This window comes from Mycobacterium novum, from assembly GCF_010726505.1.
Classification (GTDB): Bacteria; Actinomycetota; Actinomycetes; order Mycobacteriales; family Mycobacteriaceae; genus Mycobacterium; species Mycobacterium algericum.
In genome coordinates this window covers 2,171,078-2,195,343 of the sequence record NZ_AP022562.1, presented here as the reverse complement: position 1 = coordinate 2,195,343, position 24,266 = coordinate 2,171,078, and the positions used below count along the sequence as shown (strand labels likewise).

24 protein-coding genes and 1 pseudogene are annotated in these 24,266 nt (G+C 68.7%); 14 read left to right on the top strand and 11 right to left on the bottom strand.

The annotated features are described in order from the left end of the window. Nucleotides 1–5: 5 nt before the first annotated feature. Both G6N19_RS10195 and G6N19_RS10190 read right to left on the bottom strand, forming a co-directional pair. Nucleotides 6–1,568 (bottom strand): phytoene desaturase family protein, encoded by a 1,563-nt coding sequence (locus tag G6N19_RS10195; RefSeq protein ID WP_013831057.1) that lies wholly within the window; start codon nucleotides 1,566–1,568, stop codon nucleotides 6–8. A gap of 67 nt (nucleotides 1,569–1,635) precedes the next feature. Then, entirely contained in the window at nucleotides 1,636–2,214 is a 579-nt protein-coding gene (locus tag G6N19_RS10190; RefSeq protein WP_193466256.1) for a TetR/AcrR family transcriptional regulator, read from the bottom strand. Nucleotides 2,215–2,295: 81 nt separating this feature from the next. Between G6N19_RS10190 and G6N19_RS10185 the strand changes: the two genes are divergently transcribed. After that, nucleotides 2,296–2,769, top strand: a complete 474-nt coding sequence (locus G6N19_RS10185) for a DUF2834 domain-containing protein (RefSeq protein ID WP_013831059.1) — start codon at nucleotides 2,296–2,298, stop codon at nucleotides 2,767–2,769. Between the two features lie 59 nt (nucleotides 2,770–2,828). Then, entirely contained in the window at nucleotides 2,829–3,389 is a 561-nt protein-coding gene (locus tag G6N19_RS10180) for a TetR/AcrR family transcriptional regulator (protein WP_013831060.1), read from the top strand. Between the two features lie 6 nt (nucleotides 3,390–3,395). Here G6N19_RS10180 and G6N19_RS10175 read toward each other — a convergent pair whose 3' ends face one another. Both G6N19_RS10175 and G6N19_RS10170 read right to left on the bottom strand, forming a co-directional pair. Beyond that, nucleotides 3,396–6,296 carry an MMPL/RND family transporter gene (locus G6N19_RS10175; RefSeq protein ID WP_193466255.1) on the bottom strand — a complete coding sequence of 967 codons (2,901 nt, stop codon included), beginning with the start codon at nucleotides 6,294–6,296 and terminating at the stop codon, nucleotides 3,396–3,398. Further along, nucleotides 6,293–6,718 (bottom strand): MmpS family transport accessory protein, encoded by a 426-nt coding sequence (locus G6N19_RS10170; protein ID WP_013831062.1) that lies wholly within the window; start codon nucleotides 6,716–6,718, stop codon nucleotides 6,293–6,295. Before G6N19_RS10170 ends, G6N19_RS10175 begins: the two co-directional genes overlap by 4 nt. Before the next feature lie 174 nt (nucleotides 6,719–6,892). Here G6N19_RS10170 and G6N19_RS10165 point away from each other — a divergent pair, with 174 nt between their 5' ends. Next, entirely contained in the window at nucleotides 6,893–7,450 is a 558-nt protein-coding gene (locus G6N19_RS10165) for a TetR/AcrR family transcriptional regulator (RefSeq protein ID WP_013831063.1), read from the top strand. Nucleotides 7,451–7,462: 12 nt separating this feature from the next. Here the strand turns inward: G6N19_RS10165 and serS are convergent, their stop codons facing one another. Continuing rightward, nucleotides 7,463–8,725: a serine--tRNA ligase gene (serS, locus tag G6N19_RS10160; RefSeq protein ID WP_013831064.1), complete on the bottom strand. Its 1,263-nt coding sequence runs from the start codon at nucleotides 8,723–8,725 to the stop codon at nucleotides 7,463–7,465. A gap of 83 nt (nucleotides 8,726–8,808) precedes the next feature. Here serS and G6N19_RS10155 point away from each other — a divergent pair. The 3 genes and pseudogenes from G6N19_RS10155 to G6N19_RS10145 form a co-directional block, all read left to right on the top strand. Next, nucleotides 8,809–9,906 (top strand): annotated as a pseudogene (locus G6N19_RS10155) (septum formation family protein); the annotation flags it as partial. 17 nt (nucleotides 9,907–9,923) lie between these two features. Beyond that, on the top strand, nucleotides 9,924–10,274 hold the full coding sequence (locus tag G6N19_RS10150) for a metallopeptidase family protein (protein ID WP_041319136.1): 351 nt from the start codon (nucleotides 9,924–9,926) through the stop codon (nucleotides 10,272–10,274). 59 nt (nucleotides 10,275–10,333) lie between these two features. Further along, entirely contained in the window at nucleotides 10,334–10,522 is a 189-nt protein-coding gene (locus G6N19_RS10145) for a hypothetical protein (RefSeq protein ID WP_013831067.1), read from the top strand. A gap of 7 nt (nucleotides 10,523–10,529) precedes the next feature. Here G6N19_RS10145 and G6N19_RS10140 read toward each other — a convergent pair whose 3' ends face one another. Next, nucleotides 10,530–11,219 (bottom strand): histidine phosphatase family protein, encoded by a 690-nt coding sequence (locus G6N19_RS10140; RefSeq protein WP_013831068.1) that lies wholly within the window; start codon nucleotides 11,217–11,219, stop codon nucleotides 10,530–10,532. Then, nucleotides 11,216–12,091 carry a prephenate dehydratase gene (pheA, locus tag G6N19_RS10135; protein WP_013831069.1) on the bottom strand — a complete coding sequence of 292 codons (876 nt, stop codon included), beginning with the start codon at nucleotides 12,089–12,091 and terminating at the stop codon, nucleotides 11,216–11,218. Before pheA ends, G6N19_RS10140 begins: the two co-directional genes overlap by 4 nt. A 135-nt stretch (nucleotides 12,092–12,226) precedes the next feature. Here pheA and G6N19_RS10130 point away from each other — a divergent pair, with 135 nt between their 5' ends. Continuing rightward, nucleotides 12,227–13,045 carry a DUF2470 domain-containing protein gene (locus G6N19_RS10130; protein ID WP_013831070.1) on the top strand — a complete coding sequence of 273 codons (819 nt, stop codon included), beginning with the start codon at nucleotides 12,227–12,229 and terminating at the stop codon, nucleotides 13,043–13,045. Between the two features lie 18 nt (nucleotides 13,046–13,063). Beyond that, entirely contained in the window at nucleotides 13,064–13,819 is a 756-nt protein-coding gene (locus tag G6N19_RS10125) for a CPBP family intramembrane glutamic endopeptidase (protein ID WP_013831071.1), read from the top strand. A 7-nt stretch (nucleotides 13,820–13,826) separates the two neighbouring features. On the opposite strand, the gene G6N19_RS21580 is transcribed toward G6N19_RS10125, so the two are convergent. Both G6N19_RS21580 and G6N19_RS10115 read right to left on the bottom strand, forming a co-directional pair. Further along, on the bottom strand, nucleotides 13,827–16,106 hold the full coding sequence (locus G6N19_RS21580; protein WP_193466254.1) for a cellulase family glycosylhydrolase: 2,280 nt from the start codon (nucleotides 16,104–16,106) through the stop codon (nucleotides 13,827–13,829). 192 nt (nucleotides 16,107–16,298) lie between these two features. Then, nucleotides 16,299–17,060 (bottom strand): DUF1275 family protein, encoded by a 762-nt coding sequence (locus tag G6N19_RS10115; RefSeq protein ID WP_193466253.1) that lies wholly within the window; start codon nucleotides 17,058–17,060, stop codon nucleotides 16,299–16,301. A 345-nt stretch (nucleotides 17,061–17,405) separates the two neighbouring features. Here G6N19_RS10115 and G6N19_RS10110 point away from each other — a divergent pair, with 345 nt between their 5' ends. Then, entirely contained in the window at nucleotides 17,406–18,575 is a 1,170-nt protein-coding gene (locus G6N19_RS10110; RefSeq protein ID WP_193466252.1) for an LCP family protein, read from the top strand. A 128-nt stretch (nucleotides 18,576–18,703) separates the two neighbouring features. Next, the gene (locus tag G6N19_RS10105; protein WP_193466251.1) at nucleotides 18,704–19,243 is read left to right on the top strand and encodes a ferritin; all 540 of its coding nucleotides are present in this window, start codon (nucleotides 18,704–18,706) and stop codon (nucleotides 19,241–19,243) included. A gap of 21 nt (nucleotides 19,244–19,264) precedes the next feature. On the opposite strand, the gene G6N19_RS10100 is transcribed toward G6N19_RS10105, so the two are convergent. Both G6N19_RS10100 and G6N19_RS10095 read right to left on the bottom strand, forming a co-directional pair. Next, nucleotides 19,265–20,080, bottom strand: a complete 816-nt coding sequence (locus tag G6N19_RS10100) for a glycerophosphodiester phosphodiesterase (protein WP_193466250.1) — start codon at nucleotides 20,078–20,080, stop codon at nucleotides 19,265–19,267. Between the two features lie 4 nt (nucleotides 20,081–20,084). Continuing rightward, the gene (locus G6N19_RS10095) at nucleotides 20,085–21,176 is read right to left on the bottom strand and encodes a DUF4328 domain-containing protein (RefSeq protein ID WP_041319140.1); all 1,092 of its coding nucleotides are present in this window, start codon (nucleotides 21,174–21,176) and stop codon (nucleotides 20,085–20,087) included. A gap of 459 nt (nucleotides 21,177–21,635) precedes the next feature. Between G6N19_RS10095 and G6N19_RS10090 the strand changes: the two genes are divergently transcribed. The 4 genes from G6N19_RS10090 to G6N19_RS10075 all read left to right on the top strand — a co-directional run bounded on the left by G6N19_RS10090 (nucleotide 21,636) and on the right by G6N19_RS10075 (nucleotide 24,113). Beyond that, nucleotides 21,636–21,794 (top strand): hypothetical protein, encoded by a 159-nt coding sequence (locus G6N19_RS10090; RefSeq protein ID WP_013831078.1) that lies wholly within the window; start codon nucleotides 21,636–21,638, stop codon nucleotides 21,792–21,794. A gap of 189 nt (nucleotides 21,795–21,983) precedes the next feature. Continuing rightward, nucleotides 21,984–22,604, top strand: coding sequence for a superoxide dismutase (locus G6N19_RS10085; protein ID WP_013831079.1), 621 nt, complete (start codon nucleotides 21,984–21,986; stop codon nucleotides 22,602–22,604). 181 nt (nucleotides 22,605–22,785) lie between these two features. Next, entirely contained in the window at nucleotides 22,786–23,322 is a 537-nt protein-coding gene (locus G6N19_RS10080; RefSeq protein WP_013831080.1) for a hypothetical protein, read from the top strand. A gap of 101 nt (nucleotides 23,323–23,423) precedes the next feature. After that, nucleotides 23,424–24,113, top strand: a complete 690-nt coding sequence (locus G6N19_RS10075; RefSeq protein WP_013831081.1) for a TMEM165/GDT1 family protein — start codon at nucleotides 23,424–23,426, stop codon at nucleotides 24,111–24,113. Nucleotides 24,114–24,266: the final 153 nt, after the last annotated feature.

Sequence of the window (24,266 nt, the reverse complement as noted above, 5' to 3'; positions counted from 1 at the left end):
TGCGCTCAACGGTCGGCCAGCACCGCGTGCGCGGCGTTGTAGCCGGGAATGAAGGTGATGCCGGGGCCGCCGTGACAGCCGGCGCTGCCCAGGTACAGCCCGTCGACCAGCGGTTGCCCCAGGAAGCCGCGGGCGCCGGGCCGGTTGGGCCCGATCTGGTCCGGGTTCAGCAGCCCGTGGCAGTAATCCCCGCCGGGGGCGCCGAACATGGTGCCCATATGGCGCGGGGTGAAGGTGGTGTGCCGGCTGATGCTGCGCTCGAAATTCGGTGCGAGCCGGGTGATCTTGTCGATCACCCGCTGGCCCATCTCGACCTTCATCTCGCCATAGTTGCCATCGCCCTCGATCGGGAACCACAGCGCGAACGCCGACGCGGCATGCTTGCCCGGCGGGGCGAGGTCGGGGTCGTGCAGCGACGGGATCTGCAATACGACGGTCGGATCGGCCGGCACGACGCCGCGCCGCGCTTCCTCCCACTGCTGCTGCACTTCCTCGGGCGTGCAGAAGATCCCCAGCGAGGCCTGCATGGCGGGGTCGTTGAGCGCCTGGTAGGGCGGGGCGAACTCCGGGGCCTCGTCGAGGGCGAAATGCATCTGCAGGTACGAGCCGCGGTGATCGGTGCGCGCGTAGCGGGCGCGGACGTCGTCGGGCACGGCGGCCGAGTCGAGGAGCCCGGTGACGGTGGCGTCGGGGGCGATGGCCGAGACCACCACCGGGGCGCTCAGCGTGTCGCCGGATTCGGTACGCACGCCGGCCACCGCCCCATCGCCAACAAGGATCTCCGCCACGGCGCTGCGCAGCCGCAGCTCACCGCCCAACCCGGTGAAGGTGTCGCACAAGTGCCGGGTGAGCGCCCCGATCCCGCCGCGCAGCTTCTTCATCAGCACGGTGTTCTCGTCGGGAACGCCGAGTCCGTAGGCCAGCGCGGCGGCGCTGCCGGGCGTGGCCGGCCCGCGGTAGAGCGTGTTGACGGCCAGCACCGTGAACGATCCGCGCAGTGCGGCGTGCTTTTCCCGGTCGGGCAGGTAACGGTCCAGCACGTCGGTGACCGAGCCGAACAGCATGTCGTCGATCGCCGAGCGCTCGAATTCATTTGTGGCGCAGGCATACATCTCATCAAGTGATTTCGGCGGACGGCCGGCCTCGAAGCGGCCCAGCGCCCGGGTGGGGGCTTGGCTCCAGGCCAGCAGGCCCGCCATGCCGTTGACCGCCTCGGCGCCGTGCACCTCGGACAGGTGGGTGAACAGCTTCATCGGATCGGTGTACTGGACCAGCGGGTCGTCGCCGACACCGCGCAGCGCCACCGACATCACCTCGAGGTCGATGCTGTCCAGGGCATCGAGACCCAGCTCGGCACTGACCGCAGCCGACGTCGGGAACTGCACCGAACCGGCGATCTCGAACCGATAGCCGTCGAACAGCTCCACCGTCGAGGCCATCCCGCCGGGGTAACGCCCGGCCTCCAAACACAGCGTGCGCAGGCCGGCGCGCTGCAGGATGAGCGCCGCCGCCAGCCCGTTGTGCCCGGCGCCTATGACGATCGCGTCGTAATCGGCCTTGAAACTCACCCGCGCACCCGCCTTCCGTTGCGCCGAGGCTGACACGGCGGGCGAGGTTTTGTCAATATTGACGTAACTAGCGGTTGGCCAGCGACTCCAGCGCGGTCCGGCACATCCGGGCCAGCTCAGCCAACGAGCGATCCTCATCGAGCATCCAGACCTCCATCGCGGCGAACACCGCCGCGGCGATGCAGCGAGCCGTCACCGCGATCCGCAGCGGGTCAGCGGGCCCCTGGGTAGCCCGCAACCGCTCGGCCACCGCGTCGGCGAAGTCGGCCTCGACCTGCCGGATGTGCCGCACGATCCGCTCGGGGTCGAGTTCCTCGGCGCGCAGCGCCGCAATACGGGTCACCGCCTCAACGTCGTAGGGGAAGGCGAAGATCGCGGCCTGCACCGACTCGACCATCGGCTCGCCCGGAGGCCGGTCCGCCAGTGCGCTGCGGAACCACTGCAGGCCGGCGTCGTAGTCGGCGAACAGCAGGTCGTGCTTGGAGGTGAAGTGCCGATAGAAGGTGCGCAGCGAGACTCCGGCGTCGGCGGCGATCTGCTCGGCGGAGGTGTCCTCGACGCCCTGGGCCAGGAACCGCACCAGCGCGGCCTGACGCAGCGCTTCGCGGGTGCGTTCGCTGCGCGCGGTCTGCGGCGCTCGGGGCATGCGGCTAAACGTACCGCAGCGCCCGGCACGTCCAGAATGACAATATTGACAAAACTCGCGGGTCGTGGTGACACTGAGCGCATGATCTCGCTCCTCGTGCATGCAGTGCTGGGCCTGGCGACCGTCGGCTGGATCGTGGCGGCCAACCGCGCGGTCTTCGCAAAACCGCCTCAGGGCGGACAGTTCTCGCCGATGGAGGTGGTGTACTACGTGATCGGCATCGCCTCGATCGGGCTGGGCTGGTACTTCAACATCCGCTTCGTCAACGAGTACGCCGGCGGCCCCAACCACAACCCGATCTGGGGGCCGGGCAGCTGGACCCAGTACATCCAGCTGATGTACACCAACCCGGCGGCCGGCTCGGCCAGCCAGGACTACACCATCATCAACGTCATTCTGCTACCGCTGTTCACCGTCGTGGACGGCTACCGGCGGGGCCTACGGCACCCGTGGCTGTACTTCGTGTCGAGCTTGTTCACCAGTTGTGCGTTCGCCTACGCGTTCTACTTCGCGACCATGGAACGCCAGCGCCGCCACGCCACCGCAACGGCGTAGCAGAACCGCTCCGAAAACCCCCGCGCGCTAGGCTTGGCCGCGACGACGGGAGGGATGTCGTGGCCAAGCCGGTGGCGCCGCGCGGCTCCGCGCGCGAGCGAGTGCTGCAGGCGGCATTGGACCTGTTCATGGAGCACAGCGTGGGCGGCACCTCGCTGCAGATGATCGCCGACCGGCTGGGCGTGAGCAAACCGGCCGTGTACTACCAATTCCGCTCCCGCGACGACATCGTGATGGCCGTGGTGGAGCCGATGTTCGACGACATCGTGCGGGTGATCAAGATCGCCGAGGCGATGCCGACCACGCAGGGCAAGCGCGACGTGACGGTCAGCGGCGTGGTCGAGCTGGCGGTGCGATACCGCCGGCTCACCTTCTTGTTCTACGACCGCGCCGTGGAATACGCGGTGCGCTCGCGCGAGGACTTCATGGCAACCCACGATGCGGCGGCGGCACTCCTGCAAGGCCCCTCCCCGACCGCCGAAGACCGCATCATCACGACCACACTGCTGGCCGGAACCTTCACCACCGCAGCCGATCCCGAACTCGAGGACATCGACGACGAGCAGCTGCACAGTATCCTGCTGGACACCGCACGGCGGATCATGGCGCCATTGACCTGAGGACGCTCACCACTTCCGGTGGGATCCGCCGCCGGATTCCACCAGCGCCTCATGCGGATCCCGTTGCAGCGGTGCGGGCCACGGTGACGGCGGCGGCCGCAGCCGCGGCACCTGCGGCCACCAGAACCACTTCCCGAGCAGCGTGGCGATCGCCGGCGTCATGAACGAGCGGATGATCAACGTGTCGAGCAGCAGCCCCATACCGATGGTGGTGCCGACCTGTCCGATGACCCGGAGTTCGCTCACCGCCATCGTCATCATGGTGAAGGCGAACACCAGTCCGGCGGCGGTCACCACCGACCCGCTGCCACCCATGGCCCGGATCATGCCGGTGTGCAGCCCGGCGTGGATCTCCTCTCTGAGCCGCGACACCAGCAGCAGGTTGTAGTCGGCGCCAACGGCCAACAGGATGATCACCGCCATGGCGAGCACCATCCAGTGCACCGGCAGCCCGATGATGTGCTGCCACACCAACACCGACATACCGAAGGCGCCGGCCAGCGAGACCACCACGGTACCCACGATCACCAGCGCGGCCACCACGGCACGGGTGATGATCAGCATGATGATGAAGATCAGGCACAGCGCCGCCACTCCGGCGATCATCAGGTCGTAATCGGAGCCCTCCTGCATGTCCTTGAACATCGCGGCGGTACCGCCGACGTAGATCTTGGAGCCCTCCCACGGCGTGGTCTTGATCGCCTCCTTGGCCGCGAGCTTGATCGCGTCGATGTGCTCGATGCCGTCGGCGCTGAGCGGGTCGCCCTCGTGGGTGATGATGAACCGCACCCCGTGACCGTTGGGGGGGATGAACATCTTCATGCCGCGCTGGAATTCTTCGTTGTCGAAGATCTCCGGCGGCAGGTAGAAGGAGTCGTCGTTGCGGGCCTTGTCGAAGGCCTCCCCCATCGCGGCGGGATCCCCCTGGGCCTCCGCCTGCTGCTTGGCCAGTGCGCTCTGGGTGGCGTAGGTGGACTCCATCATGGCCTTGGCGTTCTTCATCATCTGGATCATCGGCGGCATCAACGCCAGCATCTGCGGCAGTTGCGCGGCCATCGCGTCCATGTCCGGAATGATCCCCTTGAAGGCGTCGGTCATGGTGTCGACGCCGTCCATGGCATCGAAGACCGACCGCAGCGCATAACAGACCGGAATGTCGAAACAGTGCGGTTCCCAGTAGAAGTAGCTGCGCATCGGCCGGAAGAAGTCGTCGAAATTGGCGATCTTGTCGCGCAGTTCCTCGATGTCGGAGACCATCAGGTGCATCTTGCCGACCATCCGGCCCATGGTGGCGTTCATCTGCTCCATGAGCTCGATCATCTTGGTCATGGTGTCGATGTTGACCTGCATGTCCTCGGCCTGCGCCAGCATCTCGGCGGTGCGGTCTTCGTTGAACTTCCGGGTCATCTCCTGGCTCACCGACTGCATGCCGATCAGGTAGCCGAACGTGGAGTGCTCCATCGGAATGCCCTGCGGCCGGGTGATGGACATGACCCGGGAGATGCCGGGCACGGCGGTGACGCGCTTGGCGATTCGCTCGATGATCAAGAAGTCGGCCGAGTTGCGTACGTCGTGGTCGGTTTCGATCATCAGCATCTCGGGGTTCATCCGCGCCGAGGGGAAATGCCGGTCGGAGGCCAGGAAGCCCTGGTTGGCGGGCAGGTCGGCCGGCATGTAGGCGCGGTCGTTGTAACCCGGCTCATAACCGGGCAGTGCCAGGATGCCGACCATGGTGACCGCGGTAGCGGCGATCAGCACCGGCCCGGGCCAACGGCTCACGGCCGCACCGATTTTGCGCCAGCCTCGACCCTGGCTGGCCCGCTTGGGTTCCAGCAGCGTCCCGAACCGGCCGGCCACCGAGATGACGGCAGACCCCATCGTCAGTGAGGTGATGACGACGACCGTCATGCCGATACCCAGGGGGATACCCAACGACTGGAAGTACGGCAGCCGGGTGAAGTGCAGGCACATGGTGGCCCCCGCGATCGTCATCCCCGAGCCCAGCACCACATGCGCGGTGCTGCGAAACATGGTGTAGTAGGCGCTTTCCCGGTCTTCGCCGGCAGCGCGGGCCTCCTGGTACCTGCCGATCAGGAAGATCGCGTAATCGGTGGCGGCCGCGATCGCCAGCGTCACCAGCAGGCTGGTCGCGAACGGCGAGAGCCCGATCAACCCGTGGTAGCCCAGGAACGCGACGATGCCGCGGGCCGACATCAGACCGGTCACCACCATCGACAGCGCCAGCAGCACGGTGGTGATGGATCGGTACACCAGCAGCATCATGGTGATGATCACCACGAACGTCAGGCCCTCGATCACGTGCATGCTGCGGGTGCCGGCCTTGTCCTGATCGGCCGCCAGCGCGGCACCACCGGTCACATAGGCGGTGACGCCGGGCGGCGCCGTCACACTGTCGACCACCTGCTGCACCGCCTTGACCGACTCATTGGCCAACGCCTCGCCCTGGTTGCCGGCGGTGTAGATCTGCACGTATGCGGCCTTGCCGTCGGGGCTCTGCGCCCCGGCGGCGGTCAGGCGATCGCCCCAGAAGTCCTGGATGTGTTCGACGTGGGCGGTGTCGGTCTTGAGCTTGGCGATGATTTCGTCGTAGTAGTGATGAGCGTCGGCGCCCAGTGGTTCGTCGCCCTCGAGCACCAGCATGACCGAGCTGTTGGAGCTGAACTCTTCGAAGAGCTGGCCCTGACGTTTGACCGCGATCATCGACGGCGCCTCCTCAGGCGTCATCTGCACGGCGGCCGTCTCGGCGACCTGCTCCAACTGCGGAACGGTCGCGTTCGCCAGGACGATGATCCCGATCCAGCCGAGCATGATCGGGATGGCCAGGCGCCGAATCCATTTGGCGATCCGGCCGCGCTCGGCGGCATGCGGGTTCGGCCGCGCGCTCATGCGGCTTTGACCAGACAGAAGGTCATGGCGCTGGCGCCGGTGGCGGTTCGTTCGTCCTTGAGTTCGTCGTCGATGCTGATGCGACACCCCAGCGTGGAGCCCTTGCCCTGCGCATACAGGTTGGGCGACACCGCCGACAAGGTGGTGCTCAACGTCACCGCCCACGGCAACACCGCGTCGTCGACGCGCTGCGGCCTGCTGTCGAGATCGAGGTAGCTGATGTCGGCGGTCGCACCGGGCTCGCCGAAGACCTCGTAGGTGACGACTTTCGGGTTGTAGGGCTTGGTGTCGTCGACCTTGGTGCTGATCAGGCTGGAATCCTCACCGCCGAAGAAGGTGCGCAGCCGCAGCACGGTCAGCGTGCCGAGCACCAGCACCACCACGATGAGCAGTGGCAGCCAGCCGCGCTTCAGCGCTTGCATCGGGCGCGTTCCGCCGACTCGTGGACCTGTGGTTTCAGCATCGGCGACGCTCCCTCCCCTGGCCTGCAGTCTTAATCGTCGAAGGTGAAGTTATACGAACAGTAAAGTAGAATCAAGCGAATAGTTAGTTCAATTGGCCGGTGTGGCTCACTCTGGGTGGCCGGGAGGTACGCGGTGGCGAAGACGTTGGCTCCGCGCGGTTTCGCACGAGACCGCGTGCTCGACGCGGCGCAGGCACTGTTCGCCGAACACGGGGTCAGCGGTACGACCCTGCAGATGATCGCCGACCGCCTGGGCGTCAACAAGTCGGCGGTGTACTACCAGTTCCACTCCAAGGACGACATCGTCGTCGCCGTCTTCCGTCCCGTGTTCGACGACATCGCCCGGGTCGTCAATATCGCCGAGGCGATCCCGTCCCGGGAGGTACAGCGCGAGGCCACCATCAGCGGCCTCATCGAGCTGGCGGTCCGCCACCGCCGCACCACCGCCCTGGTCCACACCGATCCCGCCGTGGTGGGAGTCGTCGAGGCCATCGGAGAATTCCGGGACGCCTCCCGACGCCTGCAGGCAATCCTGGCCGGACCGGAGCCCGACCCCGCGACCCTCATCGCGATCGCCATGCTGGTTCCCGGCATCCTCGGGGCCGCCGCCGACCCCGCGGTTTCCGACATCCCCAACGACGAACTGCACCGGATGCTGCTGGACTGCTCGCGCCGGCTCTTCACCGCCTGACGCCGACGCCGATCAGGAGCCGGACGGCTCCAACACCTCCACGCCGACGTAGGGCACCAGCGCCGCCGGCACCCGCACGCTGCCGTCGGGCTGCTGGTGGTTCTCCAGGATCGCCACCAGCCACCGGGTGGTGGCCAGCGTGCCGTTCAACGTCGCGGCCGTCTGCGGCTTGCCGTTGTCGTCGCGGTAGCGGGTGGCCAACCGGCGCGCCTGGAAGGTGGTGCAGTTCGACGTCGAGGTCAGCTCGCGGTAGGTGCCCTGCGACGGCACCCAGGCCTCGCAGTCGAACTTGCGCGCGGCCGATGAGCCGAGATCGCCCGCGGCGACGTCGATCACCCGGTAGGGCACCTCGATACGGGCCAGCATCTCACGCTGCCAGCCCAGCAACCGATCGTGTTCCGCCTCGGCCTCGGCGGGCCGGCAGTAGACGAACGCCTCGACCTTGTCGAACTGATGCACCCGGATGATGCCGCGGGTGTCCTTGCCGTAGCTGCCGGCCTCCCGGCGGAAGCACGATGACCACCCCGCGTAGCGCAGCGGCCCCCCGGACAGCTCCAGGATCTCGTCGGCGTGGTAGCCGGCCAGCGGCACCTCGGAGGTGCCGACCAGATACAGATCGTCGGCCTCGAGCCGGTACACCTCCTCGGCGTGCGCGCCGAGAAACCCGGTGCCCGACATGATCTCGGGCCGCACCAGCGCGGGGGTGATCATCGGCGTGAATCCGTTCTCAACCGCCAGCCGCAGCGCCAACTGCAGCAGGCCCAGCTGCAGCAGCGCCCCGGCGCCGGTCAGGAAGTAAAACCGTGACCCGGAGACCTTGGCGCCGCGGCCCATGTCGATCACGCCCAGCGACTCGCCGAGGTCCAGATGGTCCCGAGGGTTCTCGATCGCCGGCGGCTCACCGACCACGTCGAGCACCGTGTAGTCGTCCACCCCGCCGGCGGGCACCCCGTCGATGACGACGTTGGGAATCGCCAGGTGCGCGCCGCGCAACGTCGCCTCCGCCTCGGCCTGGGCGGCTTCGGCGGCCTTGACCTGCTCGGCCAGCTCCTTGGCCCGGGCCAGCAGCACGGGCCGCTCCTCGGGCGACGCCGCGCCGACCGACCGGCTGGCCGCCTTCTGCTCGGCGCGCAGGTTGTCGGCCGCCGAGATCGCGGTGCGCCGTGCGGTGTCGGCGGCCAGCAGGGCGTCCACCAGGGCAGGATCCTCGCCGCGGCCCAGCTGGGAGCGGCGGACGCGGTCGGGGTCTTCACGCAGCAGGGTCAGGTCGATCACGGCGCAACCCTACAACCAGGCCCAGCCCGGTCAGCGGCATCACTTTCGCATCATTTGTCACGTGCTGGCGGCTGCCTGTCAGAATGGACCGGATGTCGAAGGCAGCCGACCAGGAGAATCCACCCGCCAAGCGGGTGTCTTGGCTGCGCACGCTGCAGGCCGCCGCAACCCGCCGGACCCTGCTGTTGACCGCGCTGGGCGGGCTGCTGATCGCCGGGCTGGTCACCGTGGTTCCGGTACTGGGCGAGGGGCCCGGCGGGCTGCTCGGCCATCTGAGCGCCGAGCCGCCACCCGGTGCGGGCGGCAAGGGCCCCGGGCCCGGCCTGGGGATCGGTGTCGGAAAGGGCAACGAGGCGATCGACCGCGCGGTCGCCGGCGACTGCCTGAACTGGCCGGAGGACGACCTGGACGGCGCGACGGTGGTCAGCTGTGCCGAGGAGCACAAGTTCGAGGTCGCCGGGCCGGTGGACATGAAGATGTTCCCCGGCGCCGAGTACGGCCCGGAGGCCCCGCCGCCGTCGACGGCCCGCATCGAGCAGATCACCCAGGAGCAGTGCGAGTCCTCGGTGCGCCGCTACCTCGGCGCGAAATTCGACCCGCACAGCAAGTTCGTCGCCAGCATGCTGTGGGCCGGCGAGCGGGCCTGGCGGCAGCATGGTGAGCGCCGAATGCTGTGCGGCCTGCAGCTTCCCGGCGTGGGTGGCCAACAGATCGCCTTCACCGGCAAGGTCGCCGACATCGACCAGTCCAAGGTCTGGCCGCCGGGCACCTGCCTGGGCATCGACCCGGCCACCAACCAGCCCAACGACGTTCCGGTGGACTGCGCCGCACCCCACACCAAAGAGGTCACCGGCACCGTCAATCTGGCGGAGCGGTTCCCCGACGCACTGCCTCCCGAACCCGAGCAGGACGCGTTCATCAAGGAGACCTGCACCCGGCTCACCGATGTCTACCTGGCACCGGTGCAGTTGCGCGACACGACGCTGACGCTGACCTACGCCACCATCTCCCTGCCGAGCTGGTCGGCGGGCAGCCGCGAGGTGGCGTGCAGCCTCGGCGCCACACTGGGCAACGGCGGCTGGGCGGCCCTGATCAACAGTGCTCGCGGGCCGCTGCTGATCAACGGCCAGCCCCCGGTGCCGCCGCCGTCGATTCCCGCGGAGCGGCTGAACCAATTGCCCGCCGGTAGCCAGCCGCGGTGAGTGTGCAGATGGACCCGCGCCGGTTCGACGAACTCGTCTCCGACGCGCTGGACCTGATTCCCGCCCAACTGGCCGCCGCCTTCGACAACGTCGTCATCCTGGTAGAGGGCCGCAACGACGAGGAGCCCGACCTGCTCGGGCTCTACGAGGGGGTGGCGCTGACCGAGCGGGACTCCAGTTACGCCGGGTCGCTGCCGGACACCATCACGATCTACCGCGACGCGCTGCTGGAGATGTGTGGCTCCGATGACGAGGTCGTCGAGGAGGTGCGGATCACCGTGATCCACGAGATCGCCCACCACTTCGGCATCGACGACGACCGGCTGCACGAACTCGGCTGGGGTTGAACGGCGCGGCCGCGGCGCGGCGGAACGATGCTGTCGGCAGGCAGTGCTATGAACGACCCATGGATGACCACTGCCGAGCCTGCCGGGCGGGGCTGGAGCACTGCCACGGCACGCTCATCCACCACGTGCTGTATACCGCCGAGTGCACCGAGGACGGCTGTCCCGGCGAGCTGATGGCGCATTCGTTCGCGCTCGACTGCGAGGCGGTCGGCTGCCGCTGCGCCGAGGTCTACGCGCTGGCGATTTAGCCCTGGTCTAGCCCATCGGGTCGGTGTCGGAGCGCAGCGCGTCGCCGACCGGGTCGGCATCGGGTTCGGGATAGAACGGCGGCGTCAGCGAGCCCCACTGCACGCAACTCCACCGGCCGTCGGTGATCGGCGACAGCACCACCGCCTCGGCGTTGCCGAGGTGGTGGTCCAGCGCGAAGCTGCGGTCCACCCCCGCCAGTGTGGCGGCTGCCAGCCGGATCGCCGCGCCATGGCTGACCACGACGATGTCCCCGATCCAGTCGTCGTCGTCGAGGTAACGCATCCGCAGCTCGGTGACCACGGGCAGGTAGCGGTCCAGCACCTGCTCGGCGGTCTCGCCGCCGGGTAACGCAACGCTGGTCTCGCCGCAGTGCCACCGCTGATAGATCGCGTTGAACTCGGCGATCGCGTCGTCGTCGTTGCGGTTCTCCAGATGGCCGGCCTGCACCTCGTGAATGCCTTCGATGGCGCGGGCGGTCACGCCGAACGGTCCACTGACCTCCGCGGCGGTCTGGGCCGCGCGCACCGCCACCGAATGGGCGACCAACGCCGGACGGTGCAGACCGTTCCCGGCGAACGCCCGGGCCTGATCCCGGCCCAACGGCGTCAGTTCGGACCCGGGCGGCCGGGTGTCAAGCCGACGGTCGACGTTGCCGTACGACTGACCGTGCCGCAGCAGCACCAGCCGGCCGCTCATGTCCTCGCCTCCACTCCGCCGCACGGCCCGGCGGGCCAGGAGCCCAGGTACCGCACGTCGGCGCAGCTGCCACGCAGCGCCTGCAGCGCGGCCTCGACGGCGGGATCGTCGATGTGCCCCACAGCGTCCAGGAAGAACAGGTAGGTGCCCAGCTCGGTGCGCGTCGGGCGGGACTCGATCCGGGTCAGATCGATTCCGCGGCTGCCGAATTCGGTCAGCGCGGCCGCCAGGGCGCCCGGTGCGTTGTCCAGCCGCAGCACCACCGATGTCCGGTCGGCGCCGGTGCGCCGCGGCGGCGGCGCGGGCGCGCCCACCAGCACGAAGCGGGTCCGCGCGTTGGGTTCGTCGATGACACCGTCGGCCATCGTGACCAGCCCGCGCTGCTGCGCCGCCAGCGCGGTGCTCACCCCGGCGTCTGCCTGTCCGTCGCGGACTTGTTGGGCGGCAGCCGCATTGGAGTTCGCCGGCACGACATGGGCCCGCGGGAGGTGCTCGGCCAGCCAACGTCGCACCTGGGAGCCGGCCACCGGGTGGGCTGCCACCGTGCGGATGTCACCGGGCGCCCGCCCCGGCGCCACCACGATCGAGAACGCGACATCGAGGGTGGTTTCGGCGAAGATCTGCAGCGGCGAGCCGACCGCGAGGCCGTCCAGGGTGGGCGTCACACCGCCCTCGATCGAATTCTCGATCGGCACGCAGGCGTACTCGGTGACGCCGGTACGCACGGCGTCCAGCGCGGCCGGGGTGGTCTCGGCCGGCACCGTTTGATGGTCTTGATGGCCACGGCCGGGAACCAATCCGGCGCCGGTCAACGCGAGCAGCGCCGCTTCGGTGAAGGTCCCCGCCGGGCCGAGATAGCTGATGCGGGTCACCGCTCAACCCTATCGGCCGCGGCGGCTCGGGGCGGTCGCCCCGAGCGCGGCGTGGAGAAGGAATCCGCGAAACGGTTGCGCCGGACCCGACCGTTAATTAAGTTAGGCTTACCTCACTTACGGAAAGGGTGATCGATGGCCACCACCACAGCGGTAACCGTCCCGACGTCCGCGGAGCGGATCCGCAGCGCCTGTGTCCGGGGCCAGGCACTGCTTGCGATCGCCGACTCCACCGACGCCGCGCCGGTCAACGCGCCGGTGTGCCAGCTGTTGCCGGACGGATCCATGGTGGTGGCGGTCCCCGTCGGCGATCCGGTCGCCGAGGCCGCCGGCACCGGGGTGGCGGCGATGCTGGAGCTGACCGACCACGCACCGCTACGGCTGCGTGAACGGGTCCGCGCGCTGGCGTGGATCCGCGGCCGGCTGCTGACGGTCCCCGAGTCCGAGATCCCCGCACTGCTCGACCGCATCGCCGCGGTCAACCCCAATCCGGCGCTGCTGCAGGTGATCTCCCCGCGTTCGACGGCCCGGCCGTCCGCGGTCGCAGCCCCCACGGACGTCAGCTACGCACTGCTGCGGCTCACGCCGGACTCGGCGGTGCTGGCCGATGCGACGGGCGCCGAGTCGGTCGCCGTCGATGAGCTGCTGGCCGCCCGCCCCGACCCGTTCTGCGCGATCGAGGCGCACTGGCTGCAGCACCTGGATTCGGCGCACCCCGAACTGCTAGCCCGACTGGCCACCACCAAGTTGCCGCCGCAACTGCGCCGCGGGCGGCCCCGCCCCCTCGCGGTAGACCGCTATGGGATGTGGCTGCGGGTCGAGGCCGCCGATGGTGACCACGACGTGCGGCTGAGCTTCCCGCGTCCGGTCGAGGACGTACTGAGCCTGAACCGGGCGGTGCGCGCACTGATGGGCTGCCCGTTCCTCAACGGACTGCAGCCCCGTCGTCCGTAGCGGTTATACCGTGTCGGGGTGACCGAGCCGGCGGACCAGCGACGACGCGCACTGCGCCTGGAGGTCGTCCTGGTGCTGGCGGTCACCTTCGGGCTCAGCGCCGTCACCGCGATCCTGCAGCTCACCGACGCGGTGCTGCGCGACCTCAGCGCCCAGCGGATCCCGCTGAACCCGCGCCGGTCGTACTTCGACGTCATCGACTTCGGCCTCAACGCGGCCTGGGCCGCGCAGCTGTTCGCCTGGGGCGCCCTGGCGCTGTATCTGTTGTGGCGCAGCGGCTACCGACCGGGGTGTATCGGGCTGGATCGGTTGCCCCGCCGCACCGATCTGGCCGGCGCCCTCGGACTGGCTGCCCTGATCGGGCTGCCCGGCCTGGGTCTGTATCTGCTGGCGCGAACCCTGGGTCTCAACGCCGATGTCATCCCCGCGGCGGTCGACGACACCTGGTGGCGCGCCCCCATGCTGATCGTGATCGCCTTCGCCAACGGCTTCGCCGAAGAGGTGATCGTCGTCGGCTACCTGCTGACCCGGTTGCGGCAGCTGCGGGTGCCCCCGACAGTGGCGCTGGCCGGGTCGGCGCTACTGCGCGGTGCCTATCACCTCTATCAGGGGTTCGGCGCGGGGCTGGGCAACGTCGCGATGGGTCTGGTGTTCGGCTACGCCTGGCAGCGCACCGGCCGGCTGTGGCCGCTGGTACTGGCCCACGGCCTGATCGACACCGTCGCCTTCGTCGGGTACTCGCTGTTCGCCGATCAGCTGGGCTGGCTGCGCTGACGCCCCGCTACCCGGCTGCGGTGGGGCTGACGGTGACGGTGACGGTGCCGGCACCGGCGACCGATTCGATCACCAGCACCGGAGCATTGTCCTCCGACGCCACCGTGCCGCCGGTGACGCTGACCTGGTAGCCGTTCGGGAATTGGATCTGCGGGATCGAGATCTGTGTCTCCGACCCGGCGCCGAAGCTGCCCGAGCCGTCGGCCATCGCCGTGGAGTAGCTGAACGAGAAGACCCCGGCTGCGAACGACCAGCTGTTCGGAACGCCGGCGATCACCTGCGGGTACGGCTGGGCGAGCGTCGCCACAACGGCCTCGTCGACGTTGTCCCCGGTCGGCGCCACGTTGGTGTTGTGCACCAGTGATCCCGCCTCGTTGGTGTAGCCCCAGTACAGCCACCCGAACTTGTGCGGGTCGATCGAGTTCAGCTGACTGGCGATGGTGTCGAGGTTGCGGGTGGCGCCGAACTCGGTGACCATCCCCGGGACGTCGTAGCGGTCGATGTAGTGCTGGGCGCCGCTCATCATCATCCCGTCCCACAGCGAGCAGCCGAAGGAGCTGCCACCACCCAGGGCGTCGAAGATGCAGTAGTCGTGGAACGCGAACACCGTGTTGTCGTCGTCGACCGGACCGATGTGGGTCACCGCGGTTGCGTTGCCGAACAGCACATTCGGCTCGTAGTACACCGTCGTGTTCGGGTCGACCGACCGGATCGCCGAGGTCACCTGGTCGTAGAACGGGGTCAGCGTCTCGCGGTCGAAGTGCGCGTTGCCGAGGAAGCTGCCCAGCCACGGGGTGCCCGGCCACGGCTCGTTCATGATCTCGTAGCCGGCGACACCCGGGGTACCGCCCAGGTAGTCGGCGACGGTCTGCCACATCCGGGAATAGTGGTTCAGCAGCCCGACGCCGTCCACTTTCTCGTTGGCCCAGAACGCATCCCAGGCCTGGTTCTGCGCGGGGTTGAGGGCGTAGCCGAACGGGAACGGTGCGCTGGTGTCGTTGTCGTCCGGGTTGAACATCGTCGCCCAGTCCGGTGCGCCGTTGCCGCCGATCTCCGAGCTGTAGAGATCCTGGTGCATGTCGAGGATGCTGACGATGCCGTGCGCCTTGAGGGTCTCGATGGTCTCCTTGACCGACTCCAGGTACTCCATGTCGTAGACCCCGGGCTGCGGTTCGATCTGCGCCCAGTAGATGCCCAGCCGCACCGCGGTGAAGCCGTTGGCGGCCAGGAACGCCGCATCGTCGTCGTCGAAGCCGTTGCCGCCGGGTGAGAACGGCGGCGACTTATACACCTGGTTGACGCCCTGCAGGATGACCACCCGGCCGTCGTGGTCGACGATCCAGTTGCCGGCGGTGGCGAGTTCGGCCGGGCCCCGCTCCGGGGCGTCGTCCAGCGTGCCGAAGTTGCCGACCGCGCCGTGCGTGCCGAAAGCGCCGGCGAGGCCGCCGGCCCCGCCCAGGCCGGGCAGATCACCCGGACCGTGGTAGACGCCGTTGCCGGCGTCGCCGCCGTCGCCGCCGCCGCCGAACCAGATCGAGCCGTTGCCGCCGTCGCCACCGTTGCCGCCGATGTGGGTGCCGTCGCCACCGTCGCCACCGACCCCGCCGACGCCCAGCGCCCATCCCCTGCCCAGACCACCGTCGCCACCGCTACCGCCGATCAGCCCGTCGCCACCGGAGCCGCCGGCGCCGCCGACACCCATGTACCAGCCGCCGGCCCCGCCGACGCCCCCGGCTCCGCCCTCGCCACCGGAGCCACCGGCGCCACCGTTGCCGAAGAACCCGGCCGCGCCACCGGCACCACCGACGCCGTTGACCTCGCTGTTGTCCCAGCCGGCCCCACCGTCACCGAACAACCAGCCGCCCGCTCCACCGGCGGCGGACTCCGCCGTGCCGGCCGTCCCGTCACCGATCATCAGGCCCAGCCCCAGCGCCCCGCTGAGCTGGTTCAGCCCGTCGACGACCGGCGCCATCCAGGAGCTGCCTACCAGGTCGTCGATACCGGTGTACAGCGGGGTGTAAACCCAGTCGTGCATCAACGCCGTGAGGTCCGGGGCGAACAGGCTCGGCTCCGCAGCTGCCGCGCCGGGCAGCACGCCATCGAAGTTCAGCTGCCCGAAGAACGCCTCCCACGACGCCGGGTCGAAGACCGCAGCCCAGTCCGTGCCGCCGGTGGCCTCATCGAGGAACGGCGCCCATGCCAGCTCGAACACGTCGTCGAAGCTGTCGGCGGCGGCCGCCGGCGCCGCGGCCAGCGGTGTCACGCCGAACGCCAGAAACGCCGCCACCGCCGCACCCAGACCGACAACACCACGGTTTAGCCTCCGACTGGGCGCACGAGTCATCGTGGGTAGACCTCTTTCCGCGACAGTGGCCGAACTGGCGCGTTCAACATAACAAGTTGATGGGAATACCGCTAACGTCACCTGAGAAAATGTGAGGTCCGGGTTTGGGTGCGACGTACCGGGTTTGGTTGCGACTTATTGGAAGATCTGACGACGGTCGGCGTAGAAATAGGTGTATACGGTGGTCAGCGCGCAGATCAGGCTGGCGATCGCCAGCATGTAGGTACCGCCGGCGACCATACCGATAGCCCCACCGATCCCGGCGCCGAGCACGAAAAACCCGAACAGCAGAAAGTAGCCCAGCCAGGCGGTGATCTCGTCTACCCCGAGGAGGTGCCGCGCGATGCCCTGGCCCATCTTCACCAGGGTGCCGGTCACATAACTCAGCGGGATCGACACCTCGCCCTTCTTGTCGATGAAGGTCGCGTTCAACGCGCCGATGCCGAACGTCATCAAGACGATCGGGAAGAATGGCAGCGGAAGCTCCGGTCCGCCGAGCAGGAACCCGTCCAGCAGCGTGGCCAGTACCAGCGCCAGGGTGGTCAATACCGTGGTGGAATGCGGTCGGGTCGGCCAGAAGTAGCGCCGGCACAGCGACGCGCTGATCACGCCGGCCACGAACGCCACCAGCAGCAACGCCGCCGAGAGCGCGAGCCACGGCGATGACGCGGCCCAGTCGTCCTCGGCGTAGTAGCCCATCACCGCGCGCTGCGCGTTGCCGGTCATGAAGGTGACGAAGTAGCCGGCGGAATGGGTGAACGCCGTGGCGCCCAGCAAGCCTGCCAGGCCGGCCAGAACCCAGGACAACTTCGTCTCGCTGTCATACAGCTTGCGAATGCGTAGTTTGCCGGTGTCAGGCGATGCGGTGCGTTGCTCGCCAGCACTTTCATCGGGCACCAGGGTGTTCCTTCCATCCATTTCGGATCTGTTCGCTGCCGTCGCGCTCGGCCTGAAACGGCCGTCACCAACCGGAGGCGGAATCAGCTCCGGGTCCAGCAGGAATCGGGAAGGATCGACACACCGGGCTCGATGCCGATCCGTTCAGCTCGCGGTCCTTCCATGGTCGGCGGGCTGTCGTCGATCCGGGTCGGCATCGACGTTGTTGTGTGGGTAAAACCATCGTCGGGGTGCGGACCGGCCGTCGCCAATGGTGTTTGTCACCCATTCGGGGGCGATTTTTTCGTGTAGACGCCACACACGGCATGAGCCGCCGCGCAGCTCCCGAGTGCGTAGATTGGCCAGGTGAACGGCGATCGCGGACCCGGCGGTCCGGGGCGGTCCTGGCAGCGGCAGCCACCGCCCCCGCCTCCGCGCGAGCCCCCGCCGCTGCTGCGCCGCCACCCGCCGCCCGGGCGTTCGGCACCCCAGCGCCCGGCACCCCAGCGCCCGGCGTCGCTTCCGGCGCCTCCGGTGACGCGGCAGCCGCCGGCACCACCCCGGCCGGCACGCCGACGACGGCGGTCCTGGCTGCGGCGGCTGGTTGTGCTCGCGATGCTGGTAGTGCTGCTCGGCATGGCCGGGCTGGTCGGCGGCGCCGCCTGGCTCGACACCGCGCTGCACCGTGCCGCGGTGTTCACCGGCTACCCCGACCGTCCGTCGCAAGGCCGCGGTACGACCTGGCTGCTGGTCGGTTCCGACAGTCGCGCAGAACTCAGCGCCGCACAGCAGCAGCACCTGACCACCGGCGGCGACGTCGGCAACGGCCGCACCGACACGATGCTGCTCATCCACCTGCCGGCGACGGGTTCCGGCACGCCCACCACGGTGGTGTCCATCCCGCGCGACTCGTATGTGCCCATCCCCGGCTATGGCCACGACAAGATCAACGCGGCGTTCGCGCTGGGTGGAGCACCGCTGCTGACCCGCACCGTCGAGCAGGCCACCGGGCTGCGGCTGGACCACTACATCGAGATCGGGTTCGGCGGCTTCGCCACGCTCGTCGACGCCCTGGGCGGGGTCGTGCTGTGCCCGGACGAGCCGATCGAGGACCCGCTGGCCGGGCTGAACCTACCTGCCGGCTGCCAGAAGCTGGCCGGCCAGGCCGCCTTGGGCTACGTGCGCAGCCGCGCCACACCCCGCGCCGATCTGGACCGGATGGAACACCAGCGTCTATTTCTGTCCGCGCTGCTGGCCCGCGTCGCCGACCCGACCGTCTGGCTCAACCCGCTGCGCTGGTACCGCGTGCCGACCGCCGCCGCGCACGCGATGACGGTGGACGCCGGCGCGGGCGTCCTGGACCTGGCCGCACTCGGCTGGGCGTTGCGCGGTGCCACCACGATGCTGACCGTCCCGGTCGGGGAGTTCACCTACACCGAGGCCGGCGAGGCGGTGGTGTGGGACCACCAGCAGGCCGCGCGGTTATTCGACGAGTTGAGCCGTGACGCGCCGCCGACAATGGCAACGGACAATTAACGTATATTGGAAATTCCCGGCGGGCGCCAGAACAATATCAGCCAACCCTATCTTTACTTAGGCAAAGCTGCCCTGACTAAGGCGCACCTTGGATGCAAACCGGGTCTGACCTCGGTAGTATCGGATTCATGTCCGAGATTGATAACCACACGTCAAAATTCCACGCGCTGCTCCAGGAGCAGATCTACCACGAATTCACCGCCGCGCAGCAATACGTCGCCGTCGCCGTATATTTTGACGGCGGAGATTTCCCGCAATTGGCGAAGTTCTTTTATGCCCAGGCCGTCGAGGAACGCCGTCACGCGATGATGATGGTGCAGTACCTGCTCGACCGCGCCGTCGACGTCGAGATCCCCGGCACGGGCGCGGTGCGCAACCGCTTCGATGCCCCGCGCGACGCGCTCGCTCTCGTGCTCGACCAAGAGCGCACCGTCACCGAACAGATCAGCGGGCTGACCAGTGCCGCCCGTGACGAAGGTGACCACCTCGGCGAGCAGTTCATGCAGTGGTTCCTGCGTGAGCAGGTCGAGGAGGTCGCCGTGATGACCCGGTTGCTGCGGGTGGCCGACCGCGCCGGGCACAATCTGTTCGACCTGGAGAACTTCATCGCCCGCGAGCTCGGCACCGTGACGCCGGAGGCCGGCGCGCCGCGGGCCGCCGGCGGGTAACCGCCTTCCGCCCTCCGCTGATCAGCCCGCCCGCAACCGCGCCTTGGTTCGGGCGGGCTGATTCGTGGCGATCCATGCGACTCCGACATCCTGGCAGAAATCGACGTCCTCGTCACGGTCGACGGTCCAGCAGTACAGCGAACGACCACGTGCCGCCGCATGGTCCACCAACTCCGGGTACTCGCGCAGCGTCGCGATGGACGGGCCGATGGCGGTGGCCCCGACCGTGGTCGCGGCGCTGCCGCGCAGGTACCGGGCCGCCGAACCCAGCAGCACCGTCGGCAGCATCGGCGCGGCCCGCCGAACCCGCCACACCGCCGCCGCCGAGAACGACATGACCACCGCGCGCGAACGGGTCGCCGAGGCGGGCGAGGCGATCCCGAATCGGTCCAGCAGGACCAGAAGCTTGCGTTCGACCAACGCCCCGTAACGCACCGGATGCTTGGTCTCGATGAAGATCTTCACCGGCCGGTGCCAGTCCAGGACCATCGCCACCAGCGCATCGAGAGTGAGCAGACCGGCGCCCCGGGGGGTCGCGGCCTCGGGTGACCCGTCCGGGCGGCCGTTGTGCCAGGACCCGTAGTCGAAGTTCTGCAACTGCGCCAGCGTCATCTCACTGACCAAGCCGGCCCCGGTGGACGTCCGATCCACCCGGCGGTCGTGCACGCAGACCAGATGACCGTCGCTGGTCAGCCGCACATCGCATTCGACGCCGTCGGCTCCCTCCTGCAGCGCCAGATCGTATGCGGCCAGCGTGTGTTCCGGACGATCGAACGAGGCGCCCCGATGCGCGACCACGAAGGGGTGCTCCGCCACCACATCGTCGGCCGCTGCCATGGGTTTATGCTGCCGGTTCCCGCCCGCCGGACCCGACAGCGACGGTCGGTGCCGCAGCGGCTTCCGGCTCCGCCGGCGGGCCGCCCTGCGCCGCGGGTCCCGACGGCGCCGGATCCTGGCCGTCGGGCACCACCACCCAGTGGTGGGCGGGCCGGCCCATCGACCGCTGCTCGAATCCCTCAACCACCCGGGCCGCCGCCACCACCGCGGCCAGGCCGAGCAGATAGGCGACCACCGTGGCCACCATGTTGTCGGCGATGCCCTGCGCGTCGTCGGCCCAGCTGGTGGCCGTGGCGAACAGCGCCGCGGCGGTGGCCACCGCCCACACCACCCACCAGATCACGACCGGTTTGCGCAGCCGGGCCAGCCGGTCCTCTCGCCCGGCCAGCTCCAGCACGTAGACCGGGGCCCAGGCCAGGTTGACCAGCGGCACCAGGCAGCCGGTCCACAGCGCCCAGGCCGGGCGCGACTCGGGCAGCTGCAGCCGGGCGAACGCCGCCTCCCGGCGCGCCAGCAGCCAACGGGTCAGCACCAGAGCGCAGTGGACGACCGCCGCGATCGCGGCGAGACCGGCCAGCCTGCCCAACCACACCGCGCCCTCGGCGATCAGTGGGTGCAGCAACCTGGTGCGGTTGACGATCATCAGCACGTAGATCAGCGCATGCACCAGCGCGGCGATGCCCAGCGCGGCGATCGCGCCACCCAGCGCCTTCTCCAACGACCGCGTCGGCGGTGCCGCCCTCCCCTGCGGTTTGGGCTGTGCCACAGTCGGACTCGGCGCACCCATCAGAGTCCAGCGCGGCATCACCGTGTAGCGCGGGGTGGGACCCAGCGGTCGCCGACGACGACGCTGCGGGGGCGGCGGCCCCGGCCGCACCGCGATCCAGCGGTAGCCCGGCCCCAGCCGGGGCGGCGACTCGGAAGGCGCCACGGACTGCTCGGACGGCGCCGGGGGGCCGGGCTGGGCCCACTGCAACTCCGCTTCCTGCGCGGGTGTCAGCGGCGCCCACAGCGCGCCGTTGCAGCGCGGGCACCACGCCCGCCGCCGATCGCGCACGTTCCACCGCGTGCCGCAGCGGGAGCACACCTGGATCACCGCACCAGCGTAGCGGCGATCGCAAGGCCGGCGGTGGGGGTACCTTCCGCTTGCGGGGACCGACCGCCGCGGGTCGCCCAGCCCGGCCGTGAACCGCTCTCAGCTACACCGAGCTATCCACAGTTTCCACAGGTTTATCCACACGCGGGCCGGGGGTGGACACGCCCCATGAGGTGCTTTTTGCGCCTCCGCACCCGGCCCACTGTGGACAATGTGGAGCCGCTGATGTGAGCTGATTAACAGCTCCGAGCGAAATCCCTCGATTAACTAAGCAACTGCTGCCGCCGCCTGGACGCCCGCCGCCAGACGCATCGCTGCAGGCGAGACGGGTTGTACCGGGCAGATTTTTCCACCGGCGCATCGAAGCGCTATGATCGCCGTCACAGGACAGTTGTGATGCGTCTCACGGGGGTGAGGCGCACGGTGAGCATGGGGGCAAGGGATGTCGAGGGCAGGGGAATGACGGCACGTCCGGTCGGACCCGGGCCGGTCGCCACGGCGACCGGCTGGCACGCTGGATCGTCCACCTACAAGCGCAGCTATCTATTGGCGTCGCTGCGCGCCGGCGTGATCGCACTGGTGTTGTTGACGGTCCTACTGGCGATCGTTCTGATCTGAGCGCTGTTCACGGCATCGCCGCGCGGCCCATTGTTGCAGTACTCCCGCTGTTGGAGCAGTGTTGATCGAGGTGGTCTCACCACACCGCGGCCGCAGTGGGCGGTGGGGTGCCGCCACAGCGTCAACGCATGTCGACAATGATCAACGGTGATCGACACCGGATCAGTACTGATCGAAGGAAGGAACCCCGTGGCCGACTACACCTTGCCGGACTTGGACTGGGATTACGGAGCCCTTGAGCCGCACATCTCGGGCCAGATCAACGAATTGCACCACAGCAAGCACCACGCCGCCTACGTTTCCGGCGCCAACAGCGCGCTGGCCAAGCTCGAAGAGGCACGCGCCAACGACGATCACGGCGCGATCTTCTTGAACGAGAAGAACCTGGCGTTCCACCTCGGCGGGCACGTCAACCACTCGATCTGGTGGAAGAACCTGTCCCCCAACGGCGGTGACAAGCCCACCGGTGAACTGGCCGCTGCCATCGATGACGCCTTCGGGTCGTTCGACAAGTTCCGCGCGCAGTTCACCGCGGCCGCCAACGGGCTGCAGGGTTCGGGCTGGGCGGTGTTCGGCTACGACACCCTCGGCGGCAAACTGCTGACCTTCCAGCTCTACGACCAGCAGGCCAACGTGCCGTTGGGCATCATCCCGCTGCTGCAGGTCGACATGTGGGAGCACGCTTTCTACCTGCAGTACAAGAACGTCAAGGCGGACTACGTCAAGGCGTTCTGGAACGTCGTCAACTGGGCCGACGTACAGTCCCGGTTCGCGGCCGCAACCTCCAAGACCTCGGGTCTGATCTTCTAGTCGCACCGCAGCTGGGGGCGTCGCGCCGTTGGTGCGGCGCCCCCGCTTCGTTTTGTTCATCGATTCGTTATCGCCCGCGCCGCCGTGTCCGCTTGCACGCGTTCGTCGGCTGTCGCATGCTGCCAGGCAACCCACCCGCTGAAATGCGAGCAGACGAGCCAAATGTCGCGGAGGGTGTGCGATGGAGACGACAGGGTCCGGCCGGGCGATCGAAGTCGCCCCGTTCCATTCCCACGGCGAACTGCACGGATTCGTGGTTTTCGGCCGCTGGCCGGATTCGACCAAGGAATGGGCGCAGTTGCTCAGCATCGCGGTCCGGGTGGCTTCGATGCCCGGACTGCTGCCCACCACAACGGTGTTCGGCACGCGAGAGGAACTCCCCGACAATCCGGGTCCGGGCACCGTCGGGTTGCTGCTGGCCGAAGGCACCGTGGCCGGCGAATCCGCGATCGCGCCGGGATATTTCGCCGGCCGCCAGCCCTCGGCGCTGCTGATGTTGCACCCGCCCTCAGAGACCATTCCCTCGCTACCGGAATGCCGGGGTGCAGCATCGGGATGCGTGCTGCTGCCAGGTCTGCCCTATCTGGGTCTGGAACACCGGGCGGCCTGGGTCGAAGCCGAATCCGACGGCACGGTGACGTCCATGGTGAGCCGGGTCGGAGTCGACCCGGTCAGCCACCCTGATACCGCGATTCTGGCCATGCTCCTTGCCGCATAAGACATTTCGAATCAGCGGATCCCCGTCGCCGAAACCCCGGGCGACGCTGGCGGCCGGGCCGGTGAGTCACTAGCCTCGCAGCTGACGAAAGGTCGTCTCGCATGCTCGCTGCCATGCTGATCAGCCTGGGCGTGGTGTTCCTGGCCGAACTCGGCGACAAGTCGCAGCTGATCACCATGACCTACGCGCTCCGCCACCGGTGGTGGGTGGTGCTGAGCGGTGTGGCCATCGCCGCGTTCGCGGTCCACGGCATCTCGGTGACGGTGGGGCACTTCCTGGGGCTGACATTGCCGACGCGACCCATCGCCGCCGTGGCCGGGGTGGCGTTCATCGGCTTCGGGGTATGGACCTGGCGGGAGGGCACCAGCGCCGCTTCCGGGCACACCACGGTCCGCGAGCCGCGGTTCGTGCTGTTCGCGGTGGTGTCCTCGGTGCTGCTGGCAGAACTCGGCGACAAGACGATGTTGGCGACGGTCGCCCTGGCCAGTGACCGCAACTGGCTGGGGGTGTGGCTCGGCGCGACGGCGGGCATGGTGCTGGCCGACGCCGTCGCGATCGCCGTCGGAACGGTGTTGCACCGTCAGCTGCCCGAGCAGCTGCTGCACGGCGCGGCCGGCCTGCTGTTCGGCGTGTTCGGCCTGTGGATGCTCCTCGACGAGGCGCTGGGGTGGCGTCCGGTGGCCGTCGGCGCGGTGGCCGGCTTGATGTCGGTGGCCTCCGCGGGGGCGCTTCGACGGGTCGTCATGCGGCGACGCGAACCCGCCGCCGGCGACCAACGCACGGTCCGGTAGCAAATCCCGCCAACCAGTCAGCGCGTGGTGCTGACTTCACTTCGCCGGACGGGCGTCCGAGGCCGAGGAACGTCGACCGATCCTCTACCGAGCCGGGACAGCCGGTCTCCACGGCGCAATTGTGCTTGGTACGGCACGAAAATCCGACCGCGG

Excerpts from the sequence above, each read along its gene's own strand:
- G6N19_RS10190 (WP_193466256.1), bottom strand. The coding sequence starts at position 2,214 with ATGCCCCGAGCGCCGCAGACCGCGCGCAGCGAACGCACCCGCGAAGCG.
- G6N19_RS10185 (WP_013831059.1), top strand. The coding sequence starts at position 2,296 with ATGATCTCGCTCCTCGTGCATGCAGTGCTGGGCCTGGCGACCGTCGGC.
- G6N19_RS10175 (WP_193466255.1), bottom strand. The coding sequence starts at position 6,296 with ATGAGCGCGCGGCCGAACCCGCATGCCGCCGAGCGCGGCCGGATCGCC.
- G6N19_RS10170 (WP_013831062.1), bottom strand. The coding sequence starts at position 6,718 with ATGCAAGCGCTGAAGCGCGGCTGGCTGCCACTGCTCATCGTGGTGGTG.
- G6N19_RS10145 (WP_013831067.1), top strand. The coding sequence starts at position 10,334 with ATGGATGACCACTGCCGAGCCTGCCGGGCGGGGCTGGAGCACTGCCAC.
- G6N19_RS10140 (WP_013831068.1), bottom strand. The coding sequence starts at position 11,219 with ATGAGCGGCCGGCTGGTGCTGCTGCGGCACGGTCAGTCGTACGGCAAC.
- G6N19_RS10130 (WP_013831070.1), top strand. The coding sequence starts at position 12,227 with ATGGCCACCACCACAGCGGTAACCGTCCCGACGTCCGCGGAGCGGATC.
- G6N19_RS10105 (WP_193466251.1), top strand. The coding sequence starts at position 18,704 with ATGTCCGAGATTGATAACCACACGTCAAAATTCCACGCGCTGCTCCAG.
- G6N19_RS10100 (WP_193466250.1), bottom strand. The coding sequence starts at position 20,080 with ATGGCAGCGGCCGACGATGTGGTGGCGGAGCACCCCTTCGTGGTCGCG.
- G6N19_RS10090 (WP_013831078.1), top strand. The coding sequence starts at position 21,636 with ATGACGGCACGTCCGGTCGGACCCGGGCCGGTCGCCACGGCGACCGGC.
- G6N19_RS10080 (WP_013831080.1), top strand. The coding sequence starts at position 22,786 with ATGGAGACGACAGGGTCCGGCCGGGCGATCGAAGTCGCCCCGTTCCAT.
- G6N19_RS10075 (WP_013831081.1), top strand. The coding sequence starts at position 23,424 with ATGCTCGCTGCCATGCTGATCAGCCTGGGCGTGGTGTTCCTGGCCGAA.